Genomic DNA, 24,928 nt, shown 5'->3' with positions numbered 1-24,928 from the left:
GCAATATCTGTTAAAATACGATAAAATCAATATTCCTGGGGAATTTATTATGGCAGAATTGGTGATGTATTGATTGTTTTTTCGACCTGATTAGAGAACTTGCTTATGATGAACTGTTGGATTTTCCCCTCAATTCGTTTGATTTACCAATTATAAAAGCAAATTTTGTAGTTGGTTTTTAAGCATAACCCAATCCTTTAAAATGAATAAATATATAGATCTTATTCAGCAGACATTTGATTTTCCAACCAAAGAGTTTCATGTTGATAATAATGAGTTGCACTTCAATGGTGTGAACCTCATGGATATCATCAAAACTTATGGTACACCGTTAAAGCTGACATATTTACCTAAAATTTCAGAGAACATTCAAAATGCCAAAACCTATTTTGGCAATGCCATTGAAAAACATAATTACAAGGGGAAATATACGTATTGTTATTGTACTAAATCTTCACATTTCAGTTTTGTGCTGGATGAAGCTTTGAAAAATGATATCCATATTGAAACATCCTCAACCTTTGATATCAATTTGGTCAAAAACCTCTATGCCAAGGGTAAGATAACGAAGGACACTTACATTGTTTGTAATGGGTTCAAGAGGGAATTGTACAAACAATACATCACAGAATTGTTAAATGACGGTTTTGTCAATTGTATTCCAGTCTTAGATAACCTTGGAGAGATAGATTATTACCTGGAACATGTGAAAGTGCCTTTTCAGGTGGGGATTAGGATTGCAGCTGATGAAGAGCCCAAGTTTGGTTTTTACACTTCAAGATTAGGTGTAAGGTACAGCGATATCATCAGTTTGTATGAAGAAAAAATCAAAAATAACCCCAATGTGTCTTTAAAGATGCTGCATTTCTTTTTGAATTCAGGCATTAAGGATACAGCATATTATTGGTCAGAGCTGACCAGATTCATTCAAAAATACGTGGATTTGAAAAAAATTGCACCTTCTTTGGATACTATGGATATTGGTGGTGGATGGCCGATCAAGTATAATGTATTTTTTGATTATGATTACCAATATATGGCAGAACAGATCGTCAAAAACATCAAATGGATGTGTGCCAAAAACCATACTGATGAGCCCAATATCTTCACAGAATTTGGCTCCTATACAGTAGGGGAGAGTGGGGCAGTATTGTATTCCATATTGGACGAAAAGCTGCAGAATGACAAGGAATTATGGTATATGATCGATGGTTCTTTTATTACTCAGTTACCGGATAGCTGGGGCCTGAACCAAAAATATATCATGTTGGCTGTCAACAATTGGGATGAGGAATACCATAACATCAACTTAGGTGGTCTGACCTGTGATAGTATGGATTACTATAACTCCGAGGCACATCAATTTAATATTTACCTTCCTAAAGTAGAGGAGGGGAACAAGCAGTATATAGGTTTTTTCCATACAGGAGCCTATCAGGAGTCCTTAGGGGGGTATGGTGGTATTCAGCACTGTCTGATTCCGGCACCCAAACATGTGATCATAGATAGGAATCCGGATGGCAGCATCAAACATTGGTTGTTTGCACCTGAGCAGACATCTGAAAGTATGATGAAGATTCTTGGTTACGAATAAAGCTAAAAAGCATGGTCAGATCAGATCATGCTTTTTTATTATTTTTTTAAACTGTACATTGTTTTATAAAATTGACTTTTATCACCTTTAAGCGAACCATGAACATCCTTTCAGCATTTATTTTCATTATTCATCTAGGAAAAATGGATTCTTGTGATCAAGTGCAATTGGTATATAAAAAAGGAACTCCAATTAATCAATCGGAATTGCTTTATATAAAGAAAAGTGGTGGAGATTTTTTTGACAGAGCTGAAAAGATCTTAAAAGAAGTTGAGAAAGAGATTATTGAATTAGCAGAAAAAAGAAATGTAAAAACGGTTGAAATTTACGTGTTGGATAAGCAGCATGGAGAAATTCCGACTGAATCTCAGATAGGAAAAGTCGGATTTGTTACGGTTTTGATTTCATTGAAAAATCATATTTAAAATTTAATGTAGTATATTTTATTCTTAAACTATCTTAATTTTTAGACTTATTTTATGTCAAATTTGTTAAATATTTAGCTTTTTCCGCATTAACTTTGGTTATTTGTGGTTGAGTTTAATAAAATTTCACAAAAAACATTTTGGTGTGGTTTTTGTCAAAGGTTTTATTAATTGGCTTTAATCGTGTAAAATTTAAACTATTTCAGTTTTTCTATTTCATAATTTTATGATACTTCGTTCTTCAAAAAAGTACTTACTACTTCTCCTTGTGTCTGTCTCTCCTTTGATATTAACTGCTCAACAGATTTATAAGGGGGAGTATAGCTTCAATGGTATAAAAGGGGAAGGCGTAATTGAGTTTGTGGAAGGGGAAGAAAAAAGTATGATCAAGCAAGGTGAGTTTAGATTTTTAAGAAAAGAGAAAGACAGAGAAGATAAGACCAGATTTTTAAATACTGAGGTAAAAGGCATATATGAGCAAGACAAAAAATCAGGATTGTGGGAGTATATTGATGAGCGTCACTTTGTGCTATTAAACGATGTAGAGGATTTCAGGTTATTATATGACATCAATAGCCAACAGATCAAACTAAAAGCAAACTATAAAGAAGGTCTTCCGGATGGTATTTGGACATTTGAGGAGAATGAATACAAGGGGGGGAAATTAAGTCGAAAATCACAGGCTGAGGATTTCAGGTTTAGGAATGGGGATATTCAAGGCAGGTTTCAATACAAATCATTTGTAGGCGACAAAACTCATTTCATAAGAGGGGAACTTACCAGAAATGGAGACATGAATGGAGAGTGGACATTTGTCTATGAGGAGAATGGTAGTCTGATCAGCGAGGTTAGGAATTATGAAAATGGATTTTTGTTAGGTATTGTCAAAAGAGATCTGGAGTCTGATAAAGTTTTAGAAGAAGTTGTTTTTTACCAAACGATAAAGAAACTCAACCAAGTAAATGCCCAGGAAAATAAAGGATTTAGAATTTCAGAGGAAAATTTCGGGATTCTTTTCAACGATGGGTTTTTATCAGGTTCAGAGCAGTTTAAAATACAGGAGGCAGGCAATCAATTCATTACTGAATTTTTGACGAATGTGTTGAGATATGATGAGCAGTTTGTCAATGAAAAAGGAGAGTTGATTGATTACCCTATACATACCAAAAAGTTTGTTTTTGAACTGAGCAGAGCAGAACAAAGGATTGTTGAAGAGTTACCTGTTAGGTTTGACAGGATTCGTGCTACAGTCAAGGATTATGCTGAAAGGAATTCATTGAGACTAAACAGGCAGAAATCAGACTCCTTATCCTTTGCCTATGCTTATTTTCAATATCAAGTCGGAAAATTGGATCAATTCAGTGAAATCATGAATTTGTTCAGGTCAAAGGATATTCAATATTATGATTTGGAAAATCTTGTAGAAGAAGGATTACCTTTTTTGACTGAAATAGACAAGGTAGAATACAGCTTTGAAGATAGTGTAAGGATACGCGAATTGGAATACAGGATCGGGGACTTGTCAGGAGGTTTTTATGGTGTTTTTGAAAGTTATATCAATCAGATCCAGTCTAAAACAAACGAGATCAAATTATTTGTTGACAAATCTTTGACCAGTATTGAAAGGGATGATGACCTAAGATCTCTTCAAAATCAGATTCAGGAGAGAAAAGATGATTTGGATGAAATGTTTTCCAATACTGGAGAATTGGATAATAAAACAATTGAATTGTTGCATGCTGTTCAGAAAAATATTTTGGGTAATAATTTCAATCAGATCAACGAACGATATGCTAGAGAAACAGAATTTGCCGGAAAGAAGGAAGTTGCTGATATCATGATTGACTTACTGGATGAAATGGAAAATCAATTCGAACTTTTGGTGGGTGTTTATCCTAAATTCCAACAGATGGACGAATTGTATATGGAGGAAGTCTTCAATCCTTTCACCTATACCCGATATGAACAAAGGGCTAAAAACAGGTTGTATGAAAGTGCTGAGAAGCTTTTGGAGTATTATCTGGAGCAATTGGCAATCGAGCAAAATTATACAGAAATCAAGATTTGGTTGAATAAGGCGGACAAATTGTTTGAAAGAATGGGTGAGTTGAGGGAAGCTGATACCAGGAGGATCGAGAGAAGGATTAATAGAAGACAGTCAGTAAGTAAAATCGAATCTTTGCTGGAACTTTAATTTGGAATTGGAATGATTAAGATATTTAATAATCTCAGGATTTTTGGGGTGTTTTTATTAATGATAACGGCTTCTATACCGGGGATTTCGCAAAATATAGCTGTGCCTCAGGAAAAGATTGGCTTACCTGCAACCACTGAAAACTGGAATGGTCTTTACCTAAAATTAAGATTTACCGATAAATGGTGGTGGTATCAGGAGAATCATTACAGAAGAAGAAGTAGTGTAGATAATAGGTCAGATTTTATAGGGAGGATGAGCCAATTATATAACCGCTTTGGTATGACTTATTTATTTACAGATAATTTTGAAGTTACTTTTGGTCCTACCTTAGTCTGGAATTTTTCTCCTGACAGGGGTAATCCAGAGTATGTAGATTCAGTGCTTGAGCCAAGGTTTTGGCATCAATGGCTCCTGACGCAAGGGGTAGGCAGGGTGAAGGTTTTACATCAATTCCGATTTGAGCATAGGTTTAAGAGAAATAATGATTTAGGAGCTGAATTCAACTATACGGATAGATGGCGCTATAAAATCACCGCTTATGTTCCCTTGAATAAGCCAAAGATGGAAAATAAAACTTTTTTCCTAGCTCCATCAAATGAGTTTTTCTTTGAAACAGGCAAACAGGTTTGGAATATCTTTGAGGAAAACAGGGTCTATACAGCCATAGGTTATACATACAATAATTATATGTTTTTTGGTGGGCATATGTGGACTTATGGACCTACTAATACACCTGGTACTTATAGAAACCGGCATATCATCAGGTTGAATGTGATGTATACAATTGACTTTAGAGACAAGAGAAGGCCTCTGACCAGGGATTTTGCTTTTTAAAATTAAGGAAGGGTAGAAGTAAAAATGAAAAAAATAATCATTGTATTTGTTTTAGTATTTGCAACTCATCTGGCACATGCCCAATACAAGGGTCAGTTCAGAGGTATACATGCCTATGAAATGACCACTGGAAAAGGTTTTTTCGGAATGAATTTTACAGGAGAGTATTTTCCTTTAAATTATTTCTCCATTGCACCCTCTGTTACTTTTTTCTTGCCAGCGACCGGTAACGCTCGAGGGTTTGACCTGAATGCGAGGTATTATCTGACCGAAAAGGAAAAACAATGGTATGCCTTATTCGGATACGGGCATTATACCAGGAAATTTGAATTCAATCCAAAGGAAACAGAGCGGTTTAATTCCATCAACCTTGGTTTGGGGGGCATGCTGAAAATCAGAGATGAATTGGGTTTTAATCCTGAGATCAGGTATCAGCCCATTGGGAGAAATGAACTGATTTTCAAACTGGGGATAGTTTATTTCATCAACTAGAAAAAAGTCCAGTCAATTTATGTTGACTGGACTTTTTTAAGTCATTAGCCTGCTTCTGCATGGTCAATTTTTTTACCGGCTAAGCTGAGGTATTCCTCCATACAATCAGCAGTCATACAACTGTGAATGGGGAGGATTCCCAACAAATCACCCACTTTTACTTTGGAGAGTAATTCATCAGAGGCTTTGATGATGCCATGTTCCTGTGAGATGCTTTTCAGAAATGAACGTTGGATTGGAATTTCCCAACCTGCTTCCTTGAGATAGACCACCTCCCCGAAGTTCTTGGTGCCGTCCGGTTCAGTCAGCACATCCTTTGCCAGGTGAACACCTCCTCCATGAACGAGTATTTCTTTTCGGTCTTTTTTGATATCCACCACCGGGACTGCCAATGCCACAGCGACATCTTCCGTTTTGCAGCTCCCCAAATTGACCTGCATCATGTCGTAAAATACAAAATTACCAGGCCCCATTTCATCCACATCACCAAAATCATCAATAACCGAACAGCCCGGTGTATCCCCAATCCTAGTCACCAGATTTGGGTATTCTGTAAGGTATTTATTCTTGAGCATACTCAGTGCAGCAATGCTCTCGTCGTATATTTTTTGCTTATTTTCTATGTAATAGGTATGGCCTGGATGGAGGTAAAAACCCTTGAAATATAGATTTTTACCCTTTTTGGCTTTCCTCAAGATCGCTTCAATCAATCCAAAATCTGTAACCTCAACTCCTGTTCTGCCATATCCTGCATCAATTTCAATAAAAAAGCCAACCGGATGTTCCAGTTCATCGGTCAATTTTTCCGTGACTTCTTCATTGATCAACTGGACCGAGAGAGATTGGTTTTTGGCCAATTTATTCAGCTTTTGTGTTTCCAAAGGATTGAATGGAAAAGCGATATGGATATTTTCCCAGCCATGGCCGCAGAAATACTCAGCCATTTTGATGGAGGAAACAGTGATCTCTTTGATGCCATATTCTTTGGCCCATTCTCCCACTGTGTGCGATTGCGCAGTTTTGAAATGTGGAACCAGTTTCATGCGATTTTTATGCGCCTTATCTGCCATTTTTTTAAGGTTTTGACGGCAGATTTTTTCATCAAGCAATAAGGTCGGAGAGGTGATGTGATTTAGGTAGGACATGTGATGGTTTCTTTATTGATGGGAAATTAGGAAGAAAGCTAGACTTCCCCAACAATGGTTTGATAGAAGGGCTATGTGAAAAAATTAAAATTGTACCAGGTACCAAGTACCATTTACTAAGTACAAAGGGCCAAGAAATAAGTTTATTGGAGCATAAGGAGGATCAATTATGATGGGCAAGGAATAATAGGAAGTTATGGCTTTGTTGAGAAGGAGATGATTTGATTTTGAATTGGCCTTCAGTTTCTATTACCAAGGGATAATAATTATTCTTACCAATAAGTATTATTCATCACCTCATTCTACCAATAAAAAAGTTTGGTTGATTACAAAATTGTGGAGAAAAGAAATTTTTGTGTTTTTTCTCTATATTTCATTTTCAATACAATAAACCAGAACAAACCTATGAAAACTATTGTAAGATCTCTTCCATTCAGTTTGATGGCAGGATTGTGCACCATCATTTTTTGGTCCTGTAAAAAATCTCCTTCGGAACCCGTTGATTTAAGAATAAAGCAAATGGACCATGAGGAAGTCAGGAAAATGGCTTCAGAAATTGAATCTACAATGAATCCGACGCTTAAAGATGGACTCTCTATGTCCCTTTGGGCGGTAGATTCCCTGATTGTTGACCCCATATCCATCGATATGGATGAGTACGGGACATTATACTATACCAGTTCGGACAGGCTTGGTAAAGTCGAGTTTGATATAAGAGGCCATCAAAACTGGGAAATAGAGTCTATTTCACTACAATCTGTAGAAGATAAAAGGGCATTTTTAAGGAAAGAGCTTTCACCGGAAAGAAGTCAGGAAAACACCTGGCTGAAAGATTTCAATGGTGATGGTTCCCATGACTGGAGGGACATGTTGGTAATCAAAGAAAGTGTCTACCAAATCAAGGACACTAATGGAGATGGATTGGCAGACTGGTCCCAAAAGATGATTGAAGATTTCCATGAAGAAGTGACCGATATCGCTGCAGCGGTTTTAAAGCATGAAGACGATTTGTTTGTCGGTGTAGGCCCGGATTTCTGGCGTTTGAAAGATAAAAACGGAGATGGTGTTATTGATGAGAAAACCGCTATTTCACATGGATATGGCATCCATATTGGCTTCGGGGCGCATGGGATGTCAGGTGCTACTGTCGGACCTGATGGACGGATTTACTGGGCAATTGGTGACATTGGTTTCAATGGCAAAGGTCCTGATGGAAAAGAGTGGAAATATCCCAATAGAGGAGTGGTCGTACGGGCCAACCCGGATGGTTCAGATTTCGAAGTTTTTGCCATGGGCGTCAGAAATACCCACGAGTTTGTATTTGATGATTACAATAACCTAATATCTGTGGACAATGATGGTGACCACAGAGGGGAGAGTGAGCGCTTGGTTTACTTGGTCAACGGTTCTGATACTGGTTGGCGGATCAACTGGCAGTTTGGCAAATACAGGGATCCGGACAACAATACATACAAAGTTTGGATGGATGAAAATATGTACAAGCCCCGTCATGAAGGTCAGGCTGCTTATATCACTCCTTGTATCATCAACTATGTCAACGGTCCTACAGGGATGTTGTATAATCCAGGTACAGCTTTAGGCCCGAGGTGGAAAAATTCATTTTTTGTGGTGGAATTTGTGGGCAATGCAGCCCGTTCCGGAATACATGCCTTTAAACTGCAGCAGCAAGGGGCAACATTTGAGCTGAAGGAGACCGAAATGATCCAGAGTGGAATGCTGCCGACAGGCATAGCTTTTGGTCCAGATGGCGCATTGTATGCAGCGGATTGGATCAGTGGTTGGGGGAATAAGAATTATGGAAGGGTTTGGAAGATTGAAGATGAAGAAGGGAAAAACTGGGAAGCAAGAAAAGAAACAGAACGGCTGATCAAATTGGATTATAAAAAAATGTCCGAAGCTGAATTGGAGGAACATTTATTCTACGAAGACCAAAGGATCAGGAGGAAAGCCCAGTTTGAACTTGCCAAAAGAGGTGAGAAAGGTGCTGCTGTCTTCGAAAAGGTGATGAATCAAAAGGAAAATCAATTGGCAAGGGTCAATGCCATAGTAGGGATGAGCCAAATTGCCCGGACTAAGGACATGAAATTTGCCAAGACCTTGGTGCCTTTACTTAAAGATACTGATCCTGAAATCCGCGCCCAGGCTGCCAAATGGCTTGGGGACATCAAATATAAAGAGGCGGGAGAGTTTATGCTTGCCCTTTTGGTGGATGATTATCCAAGAGCCAGGTTTTTTGGCGCAGAAGCCATTGGCAGAATGGAATACAAACCCGGCTTCAATTCACTCATAGATCTTTTGGAGAATAATGACGATGAGGATGCCTATATCAGACATGCGGCATCTTTAGCCCTGTCGAGGTTAAATGAACCTGAGGGTTTGGTAGCTTTGTCCAATCATTACAGTGATGCAGTTCGTTTGGGAGCGGTATTGGCTTTGAGAAGATTAGAGCATGAGGGCATCAAAGAGTTTTTAATTGATCATAACGAATATATCGTCACTGAAGCAGCGAGGGCCATTAATGATGATTTTTCAATTGAAGGAGCACTCCCTGAATTGGGTAATCTTTTGGCTACCACGAAATTTACGAATGAGCCTTTGATCAGGAGAGCCATTAATGCAAACCTAAGAGTGGGTACTGAAAAAGCCATGCAAAACTTATTGTCTTATATGCTTGATCCCAAAGCCCCATTGGTTTTGAGACAGGAAGCTATAGATGCTTTTGGGACCTGGACCAAGCCTTCTGTCTTGGATAGGGTAGATGGAAGATATAGAGGAGATGTCAAGAGAGATGCTGCTTTGGTTAGAACTGCTGCCTCTTCTTCTTTAATCCAATTACTGTCTTCAAAGGAGGAAAACCTGAGATTGAGTACTGTTAAAGCTATAGGTAAATTAGGTGTTGAATCAGGATCGGTGCAGCTTCTTGCGATGGTGGGTAGCGATCCATCCTCAGCAGTAAAGATTGCAGCGGTACAATCTTTGGCAAAAATGCAAGGTCAAAATGCTGCAGAGGCGATTGAAAAAGCCATGGCAGACAAGGATAAAACCGTGAGGGTGGCAGGTCTTACATTATTGGATCAACTGGATATTGATAAAGATTTGAAAGTAAGTCTTTTAACAGATGTTATTGAAAAAAGAACTACAGAAGAAAAACAAGCTGCTTTGGTGGCTTTGGGAAAGATACCGGTAGGGTTTACACAAACGACATTTGAAGGTTTGATAGCACAAATGTCCAACGGAAGAATTGATCAGGAAATCTTATTGGAGCTGTCTGAAGCAGTCGAATCTAGCAGTAGTGAAACCTTACAGCAACAGTATCAAAAAGCAGCTGAGCAAATGTGGAAGGGCGATATTTTGGCATCTTATCAAAGTAGTTTGAACGGAGGGGATGTGATCAAAGGAAGGTCTATTTTCTTCCAATCCCAAACAGGTCAATGCATGCGCTGCCATGCTTATGATGACATGGGTGGAAATGTAGGTCCTGGCATGAATGGCATCGGAAGAAAACTCAGTAGGCAGGAATTGTTGGAATCACTAATAGATCCAAGTAAACGGATTGCTCCAGGATACGGAATTGTCACATTAGATCTTGATAATGGCCAGAGAGTTACAGGAATTCTCGGTGAAGAGACAGCCCAGACCTTGTTGATGAAGCAAGGCAACAAAGCGGACACCTTAATTAGAAAATCAAATGTGAAGGAAAGAAAAAATGCCCCTTCCAGTATGCCAGACATGAAAGCTGTATTAAGCAGGAGGGAAATTAGGGATTTGGTTGCTTATTTGGCAACTTTGAAAGAGGATTTTCATTAAGTCCAACATAAATCCAATTTGGATTTAGTTAAAGTCATTTTTATCAATCAATGAAGATCAGGGACAGGTTATTTAACGGATGTTCCTGATCTTTTTCATTTAGAAAAACCTTCTGATATACAGTTTCTGTTTTTGCGGCGATAATTGAACCAAATGTGTTATGAAGAGTATTTTTTAGGTCATTTGTTTGATTGTTTGTTAAGCTTTAGTAATCTTAAAGTTATCATAATAGACTAAAGAATGTAGTATCATTAAAAACAACAAAATGTATGATTCGATTAACCATCCGTCTGAATCGCAGATTGATTTATCTTAAGTTTTTATACTGATGTTCATAAACAAATAAATGCAATTACCTTAATAAAATAAGATGGGGTTGTCCTTTATAAGAGACAGCTTAGTACATTTGAGGTGTATTAGGTGGGACGAAAAAAGTCAAAAGTCTTTAGTCTTTATTGATTTTTGCCAATCTTTTGTCTAATTTGATTATATGAAAACCGACGACTTCAACTTTGATGAAAAAAACAATGATGTAGATTCTTTAGAGGAATTATTGAGTTTTCAGGATTTGATTTTAACACTTACAACAGAATTTTTTCATATCCAGCCAAAAGACTTTGATTCTACCATCAGTAAAATACTGAAGACAGTAGGGGAAGCTATAGATGTGGAAAGGGTTTATATTTTTATCAGAAATGAAGAACTTCATTTGTATACCAATACATATGAATGGTGTCAGGAAAATATAAGTCCACAGATTGATAATCTCCAACATGTCCCATTTGACCTATATCAGCCTATAAGAACTTTAATACAAAAAGAAGGTAATGCCAATATTCCAGATATTTCTGTTTTCCAGTATAATAAGCCCCTTTTCTTACATTTCTATAACCAAGATATCAAATCATTTTTGATGCTTCCATTATTTGGAGGAGGCTCCAAAATTGGATTAATCGGTTTTGATTCGGTTTCGAAAAGGAAAATTTTTTCAGAAAGGGAAATTTCCTTGCTCAAAGTTCTTTCCAATGTTATTGGAAACGCCATCATCAAACATGATCAGGAAATTAAGATTGTTCAAAGTGAGGCTGAATTCGCCAATCTTTTTGAATCCATGTCGCAGGGTGTGATTTATCAGGATTGGACAGGAAGAATCATTAAAGCCAATACTCAGGCGTCAAGGATCTTAGGACTTACACTAGAGCAATTAAATGGTGAAGAACCCATACCAAACTCATGGTATTTGGTCTATGCAGATGGTTCAAAATTACCCAATCAGGAATTTCCTGCGCATGTGGTTTTTAGTTCCGGCAATCCGCAGGTAAATGTTGAAATGGGGGTTTATCGACCGGATTTAAAGGATTTTATATGGATATTGGTCAATTCAATACCGGAGTTTTCAAATAATTCCAAAAAGCCGGATAGGGTTTTGACCACTATTACTGATATTACTGAAAAAAGGAGGGATCAGGAAGCCAGAAAAGCTAATGATATAAAATTCAGAAAATTAGTCGAGAATTTGCCTGGAGCTGCATATTTAGGGAAGTTTAAAGGAAGTTATTCCGCAGATTATATCAGCGAGAAAGTTTATGATATACTGGGATATACAACAGAAGAAATTCTGGTAGATAACCCAGATTTTGAAAGTCTGTATCATCCGGGAGATCATGTAGTAGCCAGAAAGGTTTTGAGTGATGCAGTTCATAATAAGAAACCATATCACCTGAATTACAGGATGCGCCATAAAAATGGACATTGGGTTTGGATTGAGGAGTTTGGAGAAGGGGTTTTTGAGCAGGGAGAACTTCAATACCTGATTGGTTTTTTTGTAGATGTTTCCGAAAGGAAAAAAAATGAGGATCAGATTATTTTGCACGGTAAACTTCAGGATCTTCTGATGAAGATTTCTTCAACTTATATTTCTGTAGAACCAGATTTATTTGATGAAGCCATTCAGAACTCATTGGCAGAATTAGGGGAATTTATCCAGGCTGATAGATTTTACATTTTTAGTTATGATTTTGAGCGGATGACCTGCTCCAATACCCATGAATGGTGTGCTGAGGGTAATGAACCTCAGGTCGAAATTTTGCAAAACGTACCCCTTGAAGAAATTCCGGATTGGGTAAATACACATAAAAAAGGGGAGACATTGATCGTCTATGATGTGGCCGGCCTTGATGAAAATAGTCATTTGAAAAGTATTCTGGAACCCCAGGGTATAAAAAGTCTGATCACAATCCCTCTGATGGATGATTTGAATTGTATAGGATTTGTGGGATTGGATTTTGTGAAGGATAAACACCATTATTCATCATTGGAAGAGGATCTTTTGAAGGTTTTTGCAGACATGTTGGCAAGTGTTAAAAAAAGGTTTAAACTCTCCAGCGAATTGATGGAAAAACAACAGTTTCTGGCTGATATTATTGAAAATAATGAATCACTGTTTTATGTTAAAAACCTCAAAGGCCAGTATTTACTGGTCAATAAAAAGTGGGAAAAGACATCAGGTGTAAAAAGGGATAAGGCTATTGGTAAGAAGGATAGGGAGATTTTTTCAACCAAAAATGAACAAAACATCATGGCAATTGAAGAAAATGATGAATTTGTTTTTAAGAAGAAGCGGGTTCTTTACAAGGAAGAGGAGTTGTTGATCCATGGTAAAAAGAAATATTATGAAACCATTAAATTTCCTTTTAAAGACAAAGTAGGAAATACAATTGGAGTGGCAGGTATCAGTACTGAAGTGACAAATAGGAAAATGGCCGAATTGGTATTGAAGGATAGTGAGGAAAGATTCAAGACCATATTTGAAAAAAATGCTTCTCCTATGTATTTGTTTGATCCCAATTCAAGGCGTTTTGTTGACGTAAATGAAGCGGCCGCTTCATATTATGGCTATTCAAAAGAAGTGTTTTTAACCTTGAAATTGGAAGACATCAATGTGTCCAAGACAGATCTGGATAAAAAAATACAAAAGGTCAGGCAGACCAATAGGCAAAGGTATGAGTTTAAGAATAAACGGTCAGATGGGTCAATCAGGGATGTGGAGGTTTTTGCCAGTGTACTGAAAATCGGGGAGAAAGAACTCATTCATTCTATTGTCCATGATATTACTGAGAGAAATGAGTATTTGCAAACTGTAGAAAACCAAAACAGTTTATTGCAGGAAATTGCATGGGAACAGTCACATATAGTCAGGGCACCATTGGCAAGGATGATGGGGCTGTTTGATTTGCTAGAAGAAGAAGACCTTGACCGTAAAGAAAAGAAGTTTATCAGAAATGAAATCCTCAGCTCTGCATGTGAAATCGATGAAATTATCAAACAGATATCAGCTAAAACAAGTCAGCTTAATCTGGATGAAATCAAGGCTTCCGAATATAAAGATAAGGAAAGAAAAAACCATCTCAGATTGACTTGCTGTTGATTGATGATGACATGGTAGTTCAAATGGTTCACAAAAAAATGATCACCAAAAACGGGCTTCATGAAAATCCTCATGTTTTCATGTCTGCTCTTTCCGCACTTTCATATCTAAAGGAAAAAAATTTACCAGATCAGGGCTTTACTATTTTATTGGATATCAATATGCCAGAGATGAACGGATGGGAATTTTTGGATGAATTGTCAAAAATGGAACTTCTTTCCTATATTGAAGTGATCATGCTGACATCTTCTGTAGACGAGTCAGACAAACAATTGGCTAGAAAATATCCTTTGGTAGTTGATTACTTGACCAAACCTTTGAATGCAGATGCAATTAATCTATTGATGAATAGGTTTAAACAAAACAAAGGGGACTCATAGCTTGGAAGTGTTTAAGGTATTTCGAGTCAAGCAAAGGGTTTAAGGTTAATTAAAACAGCTAGTTGGTTGAAAAGATTTGGAAATGGCAAGACTTTATTAATTTTGCTTTGATTGCCTGATTTTAAAGTATTGCCTCTTTATGTTATTTAACTCGCTTGATTTTGCCATTTTCCTGCCAACAGTATTCATTCTTTATTGGATGATCTTTAGGGGTAGTTTCAAAAGGCAGAATGTCTTATTGGTATTGGCGAGTTACGTGTTTTATGGATGGTGGGACTGGAGATTTTTGAGTTTGATCTTGTTCAGTACCCTTGTGGATTTTTGGGTAGGTCTGCAATTGGACAAAAGTCAGGATAAAAAAGTCAGAAAAGGTTTGATGACACTCAGTGTGCTGGTCAATCTGGGTTTCCTGGGTTTTTTTAAGTATTACAACTTCTTTGTAGACAATTTCCAACAGGCTTTTAATTTTTTAGGATACGAATTTGAGTCTTATTCATTATCCATAATACTGCCGGTAGGAATCAGTTTTTATACTTTTCAGACGATGAGTTATACCATTGATGTGTACCGTAACAAACTTCAGCCAACTAAGGATTTTATAGCATTCTCAGCCTTTATCAGTTTCTTCCCCCAATTGGTGGCAGGTCCTATCGAAAGGGCCACGCATTTATTACCCCAGTTTTATCATCCCAGGAGTTTTGATTTTGGTTTGGCGATCTTAGGCATTAAGCAGATTATTTGGGGATTATTCAAAAAGATGGTCATTGCTGATAATGCAGCTGTAATTGTAAATGCAGTTTTTGCCAATGAACAGGCATATAATGGCAGTGCACTTTGGTTGGGAGCATTCTTTTTTGCATTGCAGATTTATGGGGATTTTTCAGGCTATTCAGATATTGCTATTGGTACAGCGCGGTTATTTGGCTTTGATCTGATGAAAAATTTTGCCTTTCCCTATTTTTCTAGGGATGTGGCAGAATTTTGGCGACGCTGGCATATTTCCTTGTCCACTTGGTTTCGGGATTACCTTTATATACCCTTAGGAGGCAGCAAAGGCAATAATTGGTTTAAAATCCGGAATACCTTTATCATCTTCCTTGTAAGTGGATTTTGGCATGGTGCCAATTGGACTTTTTTGGCTTGGGGTTTATTGAATGCTCTTTATTTCCTGCCGTCATTGTTGTCAGGTGGTCACAGACAGCATTTGGATGTAGTTGCAAAGGGAAAAAAACTTGTTGGGTTCAAAGAAGGGCTTCATATTTTGACGACTTTTGTTCTGATTACCATCGCCTGGGTGTTGTTTCGGGCAGAAAATATACACCATGCCTGGAATTACTTAAAAGGCATGTTTTCTACCAGTATTATTGAACTGCCAAACCTTAACCATATGCAGGATGTATATGTGATGTTAGGGCTGATTGTGTTTTTTATCTGGATGGAATGGAGAGGCAGAGAAAGGGAATTTGCTCTTAGTCATGTTGGCTATAAACTAGGGGTTTTTGGGAAATGGACTGTTTATTCCGGATTGGTCCTGTTAATTTATATTTTTGGCAATACAGATGTAGAGCTTGAGTTTATCTATTTTCAGTTTTAAAACATTTGAGCGATGGAGAAATTTTTGAAGTTTTCAGCTGTAGCTTTTCTGGTCTTGTTCATATTGAACGTGTTTTTGTTCATTATAATCAAGTTCTTCTACATCAAGAAGTATGATCAATACGAATTGGACCATGACACCTATCTGTTGGCGGATTCCCATGGCATTCCCTTAGCTGATATTCTGGAGATTGTGGATGTTTACAATTTTTCAGAACACAGTGAATCTTATTTGGATATGGAAAGGAAGCTTGATTTTCTGATCCAACAATCTTCAATCAAGTCTGTATGGCTTAGTGTAGATGACCATACTTTGTCTCCTTCTAGAGAAAATCTGAATAATCTTGACAGGTCGGTTTTTTATGCATCCAAAGAGGAATTTACTTCTCAGGCAAATTACTTCAAAGCAAAATACCTGGAGTATTACCTGCCATTTTTAAACCCGAAGTATGCTTTGGTAATCAAGAATTTCCTGGTCAATGAGCTTTTAAATCCAGGCAAATGGGGAGGTGGAAAAAGGGTTCCATGGGAGAAACTAGATGATTTGACCCAAAGAAGAAAAAGTGAAGAAAGGATACAACAGTATTTTGAAGGTCAAAATCCTTCAGAAAAACTTCTGGCATCCTTAATGCGGATCATCGAAAAATGTGAAGAACATAACATTGAAGTGATCGGTATTCGGTTTCCTTTGACGGAAGAATATTTAGAAGCAAAACGTGATCTGAGTTACAATGCAGATAGTCTATTCCTGGCGCATGGATTGAAGGTGCTGGATTTTGACTCTTTGTATTTAGGTAAAGATGAATTGTTTCGTGATCAGGACCATTTAGACGCAGAAGGAGGAGAGGAGTTTGCAGAAATTTTAAAGGAATTTGAGTTGAAGGAGGAAGATTGATTTTTGCTGATCATAAGGTTGATTTAAAAGTTCCATTTCAAGGATGCTGCAATAAGGCTACCGGTTTGGGAGAAAAATGAACTGGATGAACCAGTAAAAAATTGTCCTATCAATAATAGATCTAAATTTTTGACGATGTTTCCTGTAATGCTTGGACTGAGGAAAACAGCCTTCTCGCTTGGATAATAGATTGTTGCGGCACCAGCGTTTAAAATTGGCGATATGGGATATTGGGCTTGGAAAAAAATGGAATGATCGGAAAATGACAAATTGTCGGCCTGAAGTGGTTGGGTGAGTAATAGGACGTCCTGGCTTACTCCTGATCTAGGTTGGTTATAAAGGTACTCAATGACCAAAAAAGTACCATTGGAAAGAATATGGTCAGCAGATATACCTGCAACAATATTACCAGCTTCCCTGCCTGCAATAGGCTGCAAATCTCTAAAATAGCTTAGTTCACCTTTAAAACCTGTGTTTTTGATACTTCCTGCCCATCCAATACCACCAGTCCAGCGATTTTTAAATACGCCCGAAATAAATTGAATGTCATAGCCATTGGAATTAAAACTGTAATAAGCAGCAGCAACACTTTCATGCTTGTTTTTACCTGGTGCATATGCTATTTCAAATCTACTCAGATCTCCAGTGAAATATTGGAATCTAATTGCATCTGTTCCCGGTCTTTCTTCATAATCAAAATCAAAAAAAGAATAAGTGTTGAACAGGTCATTGGGGTTGGAAACGAGGTTGATGCCCCAATTTATTCTCTGTCTTCCCAGCCGGAGTTCCCATTTGTCTGTTTTATAAGTGAAATTGAATCGATCTATAGTGGTATGTAGAATGTGTTGGCGGCCGCTCCAGATTACCTTGCTTAAATCCAAGGCTCCAAAGTCATTATCGATAAATTCTTTGAAAACGGGAAATTCTTCGATGGTTCGACCATAAAAAAACCGTGTCCTCAAACTGCCCTGAAAGGTGAAATTATCATGAATATCTTTTTTGAAGTTCAGTCTGTTATGTAGCAATTGGTCAAAAAGGGCCCTTTCAAAAAGTGAACTTTTTCGATAGGATGGGAGGTACTTGAGATAGCCATTGATAGTAAGTTTTCCATTCTTTTCAGGTTCATCTACTTGGCTTAGGGGAATGGTGTCACTATAAGAATGATTTGTTTTTTTGCGGAGCGATGATATAGAATCCCATTCTGAATCAAAGTCTTCTTGATGGGAAGTGAAAAATAACCTGTTCTGGCTATATACAGTCTTTGGAATTGCCAACAGGAGGAAAAGGACGGCAAGGAAATATTTACAGTCCATTTTTCTTTAAATCTTCATGTAGAGCACCATCTACCAATGTCACCACTCGTCGGGCTCTTTCGATAACCCTTTGGTCATGTGTACTGAATATAAAAGTCATACCCTCTTCTTGGTTCAATCGGGCCATTATATCCAATAAATTCATGGCTGATTTGCCGTCAAGGTTAGCGGTAGGTTCATCTGCCAAAACATACTTTGGCCTGGAAGCCAATGCCCTTGCGACAGCTACCCTTTGTTGTTGTCCGCCAGAAAGTTCTGAAGGCCTGCTGTGCAGTTTATCTGCTAAACCCACTTCTTCCAATACCTGAATGGCTCTTTGTTTTATTTCATTTTGGGGCATTCCCTGTAGTTCCATGATAAAACTTACATTCTCAATGGCAGTCAGCACGGGTATCAAGTTGAATGACTGGAATACAAAACCTATATTCATCATCCTGAAATCAATCAGCTCATTTTTCTTCAAGGTAGCGATATCTGTACCATCTATCCATACCTTGCCCCGGGTAGGAATATCCAATCCACCAATCATATTGAGTAAGGTGGTCTTTCCGGAGCCCGATGGACCTACAACTGCACTGAATTCCCCAAGTTCAAAAGAGATACTAAGATCTTTCAGGGCAAAGACAGGGATGGTATCTTCATTATAGATTTTGAATAAATTTTCAGTCCGTATAATTGCCATGATAGTATCGTTTATTTTCTGATTGCCTCTGCTGGATTAAGGTAAATTGCCCTCAAGGTGGGGATGATTGCTGAAGAAACCGAAGTGATGATTACAAGGATCAGCACCACAATGATATCTTGTTGGGTAACATTAGGAAATACAACAGCTTCATAACCAAACTGGGCCAATGCATCTGCAAAATTTGAGAGATCCAATCCTTCTTTTTCAAAGTACTGTACGATTAACAGTCCCAATGCAATCCCCAAGACCCCTCCAATCAAAGTCAGGTAGACTGTTTCCAGTATGATCATGGAGGCAATTCTGGTTTTGTTCATACCTATAGCCATTAGCATACCCAATTCCTGCATGCGTTCGAAAACAGCCATTAACATGGTGTTTAAGATGCCAAATGCCAATCCCAATAAGATGATGATGATAAAGATGTAAAGAATGTAACTTCCCTGTTCGACCAAAATCCTTAGTTCCGGCGATATGTCTTCCCAACTTCTAGTGTCTAAATCCGGGAAATTTTGGCTAATATAAGCAGCACTCTGATTGGCGAAATCTTGGTTGTTAAGCAAGATGGCAACCTCATGTATGATTGGTTCGCCCGCTAATAATTCCTGAAGGTCTTCTCTTTTGACCATGACATGTGTATTATCGAATTCTGCATTTGAGCTTTTAAAGATGCCATCTACCCTAAAAGCGGCAGCAGTAATTTCATTGTCAATTCTTTGAAATGTAAGCACCACTCTACCACCTAATTTTACCTTAAGTTTTTTAGCCGCTTTGCTTGAAATATAGATAGGGTATTTCATATCATCCGACAGGAATTTGCCTTCTACCAAGTTATCATGAAATCGGGTAATATTGACTTCTTCATCAGAGTTGACTCCCATGATTTTGACACCAATCGAATTATGCCCGGAGGCAAGCATACCAAAAGACAAAGTTCTGGACGCATAGCCTTTCTTTTGGGGAAGTGTGTCAAGAAATTGAAGCAATGAATTTTCATTTGCGATAGTAATGGAACTTTCCTGTTCACGGATGTAATTTTCTGCATGGATCTGAACATGTGAAACCTGGTTTAAAATCAGGCTTTCGAATCTTTGGTTGATAAAACCTGCATATAGTCCGAGAAGCATCAGTCCACAAGCCATTCCAAACAAAACAGACAGCATCAGTGCAAGGCTTCTGCCTTTGTTTCTCCATATATTCCTCCAGGCCAATGTCAGGATCATTTTCATCTTCTTAGGTTTTCAAGGATTGGGAAAGTCATGCTGCGCCAAACAGGGTAGGTTGTGATAATCAAAGAAATGATGAGCATGACTAGACCCTGAAAAACAAACACTTCATGGGAAAGTGAAAACGGCAAATAGGGTTCCATGCCATATTCCTTTACCAAATCGGATAAATCACCTGTCAATGGAATAGGGTTGTGAAAAAAATAGATCAGCACAGGTAAACCTAAAATCAGACCAAATATGACCCCTATTAAGCTGATCATAATGGTTTCCAAGAAGCATTGCATGGCCAAAAGATGGCGTTTCATCCCTAAACTGACCAGAATGGCAAACTCTTTTTGTCTTTCTAATGTCATGGTCAGTACAGTTCCGAAAATCCCAAAGGAAATTACCAGATATAAAATTAACTGCATCACCCGGCCCGATGCTAAGTCAAATACAAGTGCTTTGACAAGATCTGGTTGAAGTTCCTTCCAATGTAATATTGTCAAGCCTTCTTTTTCCAGGGATTGCATCAGGGTTCTTTGGATCTCTAAGGACTTAACATCATCCTGACTCATGATCAGATAGTGGCTTACCCTATTGTCCATGGAGAAAAGCCATGCGGCCTCATCCAGGTCCATGTATATGATCTGATTGTTCATCCCTTCCATGGGATGATCTACCAATCCTGAAATCGTATATTTTCCTGCTGCCTGTATTCCCTGAAAACCCTGTCCCACCAATACTAAAGTGTCTCCAACATTCAGAGAGAGTCTTTGGGCGAGGCCTTGGCCTATCAACAATTCCTGCTTTCCTTTTTCAAATAATCTGCCTTTTTGAAGGAATTTCAGAAAGCCATTCATACGGTTTTCCAATTCCGGGATTATTCCGATCACAAAGGCACTTCTTGTATTAATTTCTCCTGCTGCCAAGATGAAGGACTCAATTCTTGGTATTAGATAGGCCTCATTTCCAAATGATGTGGAAAATTGTGACATCAGTTCTTCCGGCAGTTCAAAACCTAAATCAAGGGAGGGTGATTCGAAATAAGCAGTGTCCTGAATTTGTAGGTATCCTGTTCCAAATTTCAGGGTATTTCCAATCATTTGTTCATGGCTCCCTTTGGTCATGGAATCAGTAAAAAGGGCCAAAACCAAGGCAAACATCACCGATCCGGAGGTGATCAGGGTGCGCCGTTTGTTTCGCCACAAATTGCGGCATGCCATCTTGCTGATAAGAGAAAGCTTCATTATCTCAGGTCTTTCATTCGCTGTACAGAAAAGAAACTATCGTCAATAGGTTTATCGAAAATCATGTTTTTATAGCGTAAAACAGTTTTTTGGTTGGGCTTATCGGCAGGGATCATTTCCATCCTGGTAGGAATTTCACGATCATCCATTTTTTGGATATCATAGGCGAAAATTGTGCTGACCAAATTATCATATTCATCATAGTTTTCTACTTTAAGTTCTACAAACAACTCTTTATCAACCCAAACAAGTACTTTTCCGAAAACTACTGCTGCATCAGGCTTTGGGATCATCTGAATGACATGACAGTCACTGTTCTGGTATTTTTCTGATTTCAGGATACTGTGGTCATAATCTTCAACCACAGAACTTTCCTTCACAAGGTCATCATTTGTAAAATCCGAGCCCATCCAGGATTGTGACATCATAGAAGGGGGAAGTTTGATGGTTCTTTCTATCGTAGGGACCCAGTTCCATATTTCTTTTTGCCTTTTGAGGTAGGAAGTTCCTTTGTCTCTTGCCGGGGAAGTGATCAAAATCATCGAATAATCTTTTCCTTTGGCCCATGACTTAATACCCACCGTTCTTGAAAACCTTGGCCGCACAATATCCATTTCAATTTCTACCTGTATGGTTTCTCCTCTCATCTTTTTATCCATTTTTTCAATTATTTCTTTGGCAGTTTGACCAAAGTTTAGCCCGGGAAGGAGTACGGCTGTAAGCAATAGGAAAATGATTTTGATTTGAATAGTCATAAAGTAAAGGATGGAACCCACTGGTTTGGATTTCAGTTAATTATACTTTTAAGTTCAAAAAAAAATGCTGTAAATCCAATGAAAACAATCAAAATTATAAGTTCATTGTGAGGTCCATATCTAAAGGAGAAAAACTACCCGAAAAAGAAAAAAGATGGGTGGTAGTTGCCCATCTTTTAAAATTTTGTATTCGGTATTTGGCGTATTGAAATCATTGTAGATGATACCTGTAAGTAACTTGAAATTGCGCAGCAATATCAGATTTTATTATTTTCTGCTGTAAACTATTTCCCTCCATATTTCCAAAAGGACTGATCATCAATGTGCCCTCAATCCCTAAATCTCCTTTAATTTCAGGCATGTTGATAAATGCGCCTACCCTAAAAGGGAAATAGATATTTGTATTGGATGCATTGTAAGATTCTGTAGAAAATTCAGCACCATTATAAATACGCCTTTCATCTTTTCTTAGAGAATGAAAAAATCCAACTCCCAGTCCGGTATACACTTTCACTAAAGAAGGTAAAAATCCCCTTTTGTCGGGATTGATATGATAAATAGGCATGACATCACCATAAATCAAGCTTCCTTTAAACGCATGAGGGTATCCTGCCAATGCAATTTTTTCAATCAGTCCTTCACTATAAAAATCTCCACTTCCTATCATCTGCCATCCCAATGTGCCTCTAACATCGAAATGTGTATCGATAAATCTATTATAATCAACGCTTAAAGCAGGGAGCACTTTGAATCTGAGATCTGAAAAAATACCCGTATTGTCCCCATATAAAACAGACGGCCCTAATCCAACTCCCAATTTATCTGTTCTATTGGATTGCGCTTGGGTAATTGATATAGTTGAAAATAATAAGAATAATATATAAAAGATTTTTTTCATGATGATTATAACTTAGGGCTTAATCAAATAAGACGTACTTTTTTAGAAGAGATGGCGGATTTAAATTGCTTCCCGTTTTATTTTTAAAAAAGATTAACGTCATGCATATACAATTGTTTATAATTTAATTTGCAATTTTAAGTAAAGTTTGCTTAAAATAAAAACCATTCGTGTTCAAAAAAAATAATTTCAAGTATAAAAAATTGTATTTCGTAATATAAAAACGTTTAATCAGGAAATAACTGATTTTTAAGAATTTTTTTGGAAACGTAAAATTTGTCCTCAAAAACAATAGTAAGAATTAAAAATTGAATACTGGGATGATTGGGGATGTTGATTATCAGTTCATTTCTCCCTTTTGCTTGATTGGTAAATTCTCCTTGTTTGATGATCTGTCCATGGATATTGGTCAGGTAGTAGTCTGTTTTTGTAGTTTTGTCCAAATGGAACCTCACAGTAATCTTATCTTCAAAAGGATTAGGGAATACCAAAACATCAAAAGGATTACTTCCATCAATAGGTGGAATGCCTGAAATCGGACTTTTGATCAATTTGATTTCATAAATTGAAGGATTAGCTGTGGTGGTATTGGTCTGATTATTGGCAAAAGGATTTCGGGTGGGACTGCTTATCCCTCCATAAATATGCCCCAATAGGATAGATTCTTCCTTGATTTCGGATAGCTTGACCACTTTATTGTCATAGATAGGCAAGGTCAAATTAGGAATAAATTCAGCACTGGCACCTTGTAACCCCGGCATTTCGACAGGGATTAAATATTCCTGTAAATTGCCATCTTCATACCTAGTGACTCTGCTGATGGTTTTGGTAAAAGGTACAAGATTGTCCTGTATCAGTTCTCCATTTTCGTAGTAATACTGACTCATTCCTCCAAAAAAGAGCGAATGCATCTGCTTGTTTTCTTTATCATAAACTCCAACTTTAGCTCCATGATAATGACTCAGGTACTGATTGAAATTTGTTCTTGGAGTATAACCCTCCTCCGTGATATCTACGGGATATAAAAATGGCAGATCGGCATTGATCTGGAATACCCCTGATGAAATCATATAGCCCTGTTTTTCAAATGCAAAAATCTGAGGCACTAGGTTATAATCCCGACGTCTTAAATGGACAGGGTCAGTAATGGTCTCGTATTCGACGATGGCAAAGGGGCCAATATTTGGTGCTATTTTAAATTTCCGGATTTGATTGGTATATTCTTGTGTGAAGGAAGGACCTCCCACGGGGTTATATCTGCCATCGAAACGGTGTCCTCCGATCAGGTAAAAAGTTTCCCCGATTTTGCCCATTTGACCTCCTGATACCGCAAATCTTTCATCATGAATTTGAGCAAAAAAGGAAGAAATATCTGTCTGATTCATTACAGCCTGAATCAGTCCAGGAACATCTACAACTATAATAAAAGGAAATGTGATGTGATTGGCTCTTGATGCCGAAAAAGCATAACCACCCGTAAAATAAAGTCTACTGCCATCCTGAATAAAATTCATGTTGGTAGTTTGAAGTTGCTCTTTGAGATTAGTGGAAAGACCGTTGACAGAAGCAGACCAATATTGCTTTTCTTTAACATCTATCACAAAGATATTAGTGTTATTTGAGGCAGCTGGAAAAGCTGTATTGGGTGTCCGATTGTGCAATCCATCAGTTCTTCCTCCAATAATTAGCCATTTTCCGTCATGTTGGGCATGGGCATAAGAATGAAGCCCGGGTAAGCTGGGCATTTCAACAGGGTTAATTTCAAGTAGGTATGGGAAAAAATCTACTTGGGCTGATACAATAGAACCCGATAATAATGCCAGAATAAACAATATCTTTTTCATGGTGCGGGATTATTTTCTCTAATTTAAATATTTTAAAAATGATAAGGGGGTGTCCGAAAAGTCGAGACACCCTTTTTTTATTGTTGATCTTCTCTAAAATTATTATTTTAGAGTTGAACAAAATACAACAATGTCTAAGGTAGTTTTTAAAAATCAGACTGGCAATTG

At 37.7% G+C, this 24,928-nt stretch carries 18 protein-coding genes; 10 read left to right on the top strand and 8 right to left on the bottom strand.

Features of this window, described 5'->3' with window-relative positions; genetic code table 11:
- Positions 1-202: 202 nt before the first annotated feature.
- The 5 genes from ACFFIP_RS00090 to ACFFIP_RS00070 all read left to right on the top strand — a co-directional run bounded on the left by ACFFIP_RS00090 (position 203) and on the right by ACFFIP_RS00070 (position 5,542).
- Entirely contained in the window at positions 203-1,594 is a 1,392-nt protein-coding gene (locus ACFFIP_RS00090) for an arginine decarboxylase (protein WP_382385517.1), read from the top strand.
- 98 nt (positions 1,595-1,692) lie between these two features.
- Positions 1,693-2,019 carry a hypothetical protein gene (locus ACFFIP_RS00085; protein ID WP_382385516.1) on the top strand — a complete coding sequence of 109 codons (327 nt, stop codon included), beginning with the start codon at positions 1,693-1,695 and terminating at the stop codon, positions 2,017-2,019.
- Between the two features lie 226 nt (positions 2,020-2,245).
- Positions 2,246-4,213: a toxin-antitoxin system YwqK family antitoxin gene (locus tag ACFFIP_RS00080; RefSeq protein WP_382385515.1), complete on the top strand. Its 1,968-nt coding sequence runs from the start codon at positions 2,246-2,248 to the stop codon at positions 4,211-4,213.
- Positions 4,214-4,273: 60 nt separating this feature from the next.
- Positions 4,274-5,050, top strand: a complete 777-nt coding sequence (locus tag ACFFIP_RS00075; protein ID WP_382385665.1) for a DUF2490 domain-containing protein — start codon at positions 4,274-4,276, stop codon at positions 5,048-5,050.
- Positions 5,051-5,074: 24 nt separating this feature from the next.
- Positions 5,075-5,542 (top strand): hypothetical protein, encoded by a 468-nt coding sequence (locus tag ACFFIP_RS00070; protein WP_382385514.1) that lies wholly within the window; start codon positions 5,075-5,077, stop codon positions 5,540-5,542.
- Between the two features lie 44 nt (positions 5,543-5,586).
- Here ACFFIP_RS00070 and ACFFIP_RS00065 read toward each other — a convergent pair whose 3' ends face one another.
- Entirely contained in the window at positions 5,587-6,687 is a 1,101-nt protein-coding gene (locus ACFFIP_RS00065) for an alanine racemase (RefSeq protein WP_382385513.1), read from the bottom strand.
- A gap of 405 nt (positions 6,688-7,092) precedes the next feature.
- Here ACFFIP_RS00065 and ACFFIP_RS00060 point away from each other — a divergent pair, with 405 nt between their 5' ends.
- The 5 genes from ACFFIP_RS00060 (at position 7,093) to ACFFIP_RS00040 (ending at position 16,810) form a co-directional block, all read left to right on the top strand.
- A complete protein-coding gene (locus ACFFIP_RS00060) occupies positions 7,093-10,515 on the top strand; it encodes a DUF7133 domain-containing protein (protein WP_382385512.1) in 3,423 nt (1,140 codons plus the stop codon).
- A gap of 490 nt (positions 10,516-11,005) precedes the next feature.
- Positions 11,006-13,942, top strand: a complete 2,937-nt coding sequence (locus ACFFIP_RS00055) for a PAS domain S-box protein (protein WP_382385511.1) — start codon at positions 11,006-11,008, stop codon at positions 13,940-13,942.
- Between the two features lie 38 nt (positions 13,943-13,980).
- Positions 13,981-14,322 carry a response regulator gene (locus tag ACFFIP_RS00050; protein WP_382385510.1) on the top strand — a complete coding sequence of 114 codons (342 nt, stop codon included), beginning with the start codon at positions 13,981-13,983 and terminating at the stop codon, positions 14,320-14,322.
- A 139-nt stretch (positions 14,323-14,461) separates the two neighbouring features.
- Complete coding sequence (locus ACFFIP_RS00045) at positions 14,462-15,916, top strand: MBOAT family O-acyltransferase (RefSeq protein ID WP_382385509.1); 1,455 nt, start codon at positions 14,462-14,464, stop codon at positions 15,914-15,916.
- Between the two features lie 12 nt (positions 15,917-15,928).
- Positions 15,929-16,810 carry an SGNH/GDSL hydrolase family protein gene (locus tag ACFFIP_RS00040; RefSeq protein WP_382385508.1) on the top strand — a complete coding sequence of 294 codons (882 nt, stop codon included), beginning with the start codon at positions 15,929-15,931 and terminating at the stop codon, positions 16,808-16,810.
- Positions 16,811-16,833: 23 nt separating this feature from the next.
- Here the strand turns inward: ACFFIP_RS00040 and ACFFIP_RS00035 are convergent, their stop codons facing one another.
- From ACFFIP_RS00035 to ACFFIP_RS00005, 7 genes are all read right to left on the bottom strand, one after another.
- The gene (locus ACFFIP_RS00035; RefSeq protein WP_382385507.1) at positions 16,834-18,123 is read right to left on the bottom strand and encodes a hypothetical protein; all 1,290 of its coding nucleotides are present in this window, start codon (positions 18,121-18,123) and stop codon (positions 16,834-16,836) included.
- On the bottom strand, positions 18,113-18,805 hold the full coding sequence (locus tag ACFFIP_RS00030) for an ABC transporter ATP-binding protein (protein ID WP_382385506.1): 693 nt from the start codon (positions 18,803-18,805) through the stop codon (positions 18,113-18,115). Before ACFFIP_RS00030 ends, ACFFIP_RS00035 begins: the two co-directional genes overlap by 11 nt.
- Before the next feature lie 11 nt (positions 18,806-18,816).
- Complete coding sequence (locus tag ACFFIP_RS00025) at positions 18,817-20,034, bottom strand: ABC transporter permease (protein ID WP_382385505.1); 1,218 nt, start codon at positions 20,032-20,034, stop codon at positions 18,817-18,819.
- Positions 20,031-21,263 carry an ABC transporter permease gene (locus ACFFIP_RS00020; RefSeq protein ID WP_382385504.1) on the bottom strand — a complete coding sequence of 411 codons (1,233 nt, stop codon included), beginning with the start codon at positions 21,261-21,263 and terminating at the stop codon, positions 20,031-20,033. Before ACFFIP_RS00020 ends, ACFFIP_RS00025 begins: the two co-directional genes overlap by 4 nt.
- The gene (locus ACFFIP_RS00015; protein ID WP_382385503.1) at positions 21,263-22,018 is read right to left on the bottom strand and encodes an outer membrane lipoprotein-sorting protein; all 756 of its coding nucleotides are present in this window, start codon (positions 22,016-22,018) and stop codon (positions 21,263-21,265) included. Before ACFFIP_RS00015 ends, ACFFIP_RS00020 begins: the two co-directional genes overlap by 1 nt.
- 211 nt (positions 22,019-22,229) lie before the next feature.
- On the bottom strand, positions 22,230-22,916 hold the full coding sequence (locus ACFFIP_RS00010) for a hypothetical protein (RefSeq protein ID WP_382385502.1): 687 nt from the start codon (positions 22,914-22,916) through the stop codon (positions 22,230-22,232).
- A 227-nt stretch (positions 22,917-23,143) separates the two neighbouring features.
- Positions 23,144-24,760 (bottom strand): T9SS type A sorting domain-containing protein, encoded by a 1,617-nt coding sequence (locus ACFFIP_RS00005; protein WP_382385501.1) that lies wholly within the window; start codon positions 24,758-24,760, stop codon positions 23,144-23,146.
- Between the last annotated feature and the right edge of the window lie 168 nt (positions 24,761-24,928).

It is taken from the genome of Fontibacter flavus (assembly GCF_042432905.1).
In the GTDB taxonomy this organism is placed as follows: Bacteria; Bacteroidota; Bacteroidia; order Cytophagales; family Cyclobacteriaceae; genus Fontibacter; species Fontibacter flavus.
This window is presented reverse-complemented; position numbering and strand designations above follow the sequence as displayed.